At 62.4% G+C, this 2611-nt stretch carries 1 protein-coding gene; it reads left to right on the plus strand.

The features are described from left to right. Positions 1 to 302: 302 nt before the first annotated feature. On the plus strand, positions 303 to 2611 hold a 2309-nt coding region (locus A2J03_RS14120), incomplete at its 3' end, for a molybdopterin oxidoreductase family protein (RefSeq protein ID WP_231912532.1).

A 2611-nucleotide genomic window follows, 5' to 3' on the forward strand; every position in this document is an offset into this window, starting at 1 on the left:
GAGGATGTACAGGCGGATGGACGACACGCGACTACTCTCACACGAGTAGTCGCGGATGTCAAAGCCCTGACCAGCGCATATGTCCTGTTCGTCACATTCGTTCGGTTGCACCTTGGGTGAAACTTCGAAAACATCACGGGCGTTCAGGACACACGGTGAGGACAACGTCACGTCGGGCTAACGGACGTGTCATCGACCTGAATCCTGCACTGAGGATGGTGGGTGTCGTGGGAACAGGAACAGTCGAGACCGGCGTGGACACCGTCAAGACGGTGTGCGCGTACTGCGGTGTCGGCTGTGGGATGACGTTGCAGATCTCCAAGCGTCCCGACGAACCTGCAACCATCGTCAAATCCGTCGGCGACAAGTCACATCCCACGAACCTCGGGCGCTTGTGCACGAAGGGATCGACCACCTCGGACATGCTCGCGGCACCGGGCCGACTCGAGACCGCCCGAACCCGCGCTTCCCGAGGCGACGACTTCGAATCAGCCGACACCGCGTCGACCATCGCCAGTACCGCGAAGAAGCTGCGAGCAATCCTCGACGAACACGGTCCGGACGCGCTCGGTCTCTACGTGTCGGGACAGATGTCCTTCGAGGCGCAATACCTCTCGAACAAGCTCGCGAAAGGGTTCATCGGCACCAACCAGATCGAATCGAATTCGCGCTTGTGCATGGCCAGTGCAGGAACCGGATACAAGTTGTCGCTCGGGGCGGACGGGCCACCGGGGTCGTACGACGACTTCGATCACGCCGACGTCTTCTTGGTGACCGGCGCCAACATGGCCGACTGCCATCCGATTCTGTTCCTCCGGATGATGGACCGCGTCAAGCAGGGCGCCAAGTTGATCGTCGTCGACCCCCGCCGAAACGCCACCGCGGACAAAGCCCACCTTCACCTGCAGATCGCACCCGGAACCGATCTCGATCTGCTCAACGGTCTTCTCCACCTGCTCGTCGCCGACGGGCACACCGATCAGGATTTCATCGACGAGTTCACCGACGGCTGGGACGCCATGGAGGACTTCCTCCCCGATTACACACCCGAGCGGGTCAGCGCCAAGACCGGCATACCGGAAGAGTCGATTCGCACTGCCGCACAGTGGATCGGCGAGTCCGACAACTGGATGAGTTGCTGGACAATGGGACTGAACCAGTCCACGCACGGCACCTGGAACACCAATGCACTGGTCAATCTCCATCTCGCCACGGGTGCCATCTGTCGCACCGGCAGCGGGCCGTTCTCCCTCACCGGGCAACCGAATGCCATGGGCGGGCGCGAGATGGGATACATGGGGCCAGGGCTTCCCGGACAACGCGCAGTCCTGTCCGCGGACGACCGCGCATACGTCGAGGAGAAGTGGAATCTGCCTGCCGGGACGCTACGCACCGACGTCGGCGGTGGCACCATCGACCTGTTCTCACGAATGGCCGACGGTGACATCAAGGCCTGCTGGGTGATCTGCACCAATCCCGTTGCCTCGGTCGCCAATAGAAGAACGGTCATCGCAGGCCTCGAACGTGCCGAATTGGTGATCACACAGGACGCATTCGCAGACACCGAGACCAACGGATACGCCGACGTCGTACTCCCCGCCTCGCTGTGGACCGAGTCCGAGGGCGTCATGATCAACTCCGAACGCACCCTCACCCTGTTCCAGAAGGCCGTGGACGCGCCGGGGCAAGCCATGCCGGACTGGCAGATCATTGCGATGATGGCGTGCGAACTCGGCTATGCAGAGGACTTCACGTACTCGAGCGCCGAGGAAATCTTCGAGGAAATCAAGGGATTCTCCAACCCTCGGACCGGCTACGACCTGCGCGGTGCAACGTACTCACGTCTGCGCGACACGCCACTGCAGTGGCCGTGCCCTCCGGAAGACGTCGACGACAACGACCGGCACCCGATCAGATACCTGAACGACGGAATCAGTCAGTCGCTCCGAACGCACGAGGACGGAACCGTCCCGAAATTGTCGTTCCCGACTCCGACCGGACGCGCACAGTTCTTCGCCCGCCCGTCGATGGCACCGGCGGAGATGCCCGACGACGACTACCCGTTCCTGCTCAACACCGGGCGCCTGCAACATCAGTGGCACACGATGACCAAAACGGGAAAGGTCGACAAACTCAACAAGCTGAACCCCGGCCCGTTCGTCGAGATTCACCCCACCGACGCCACACGACTCGAAATCGCTGCCGGTGACCGTATCGAGGTTGCGTCACGTCGTGGTCGAGCGGTACTCCCCGCCGTCGTAAGCGACCGCGTCCGACCGGGAGATTGCTTCGCGCCGTTCCACTGGAACGACCTGTTCGGCGAATACCTGTCGATCAATGCGGTCACCAACGACGCCATCGATCCGCTGTCGCAGCAACCGGAATTCAAAGTGTGCGCCGTGACTCTGACGAAAGTGGCTGCTGCACAGCCGCCATCGAATCGAGGAGCGTCAGGAACGCCCCTGTCACCGATCGATGCACTCACCGAGCTCGTCGGCGACTGCGCCGGTCCTCCCCTGCCGCTTCCGGTCGTCGAGCAGCGTTTCATCGCCGGGTTCCTCGCGGGCCTACGAGCTGGTGCAGCCTCCCCTGGCGTACCGACGCTGCCGGC

This window comes from Rhodococcus sp. EPR-157 (genome assembly GCF_001647195.1).
Lineage (GTDB): Bacteria > Actinomycetota > Actinomycetes > Mycobacteriales > Mycobacteriaceae > Rhodococcoides.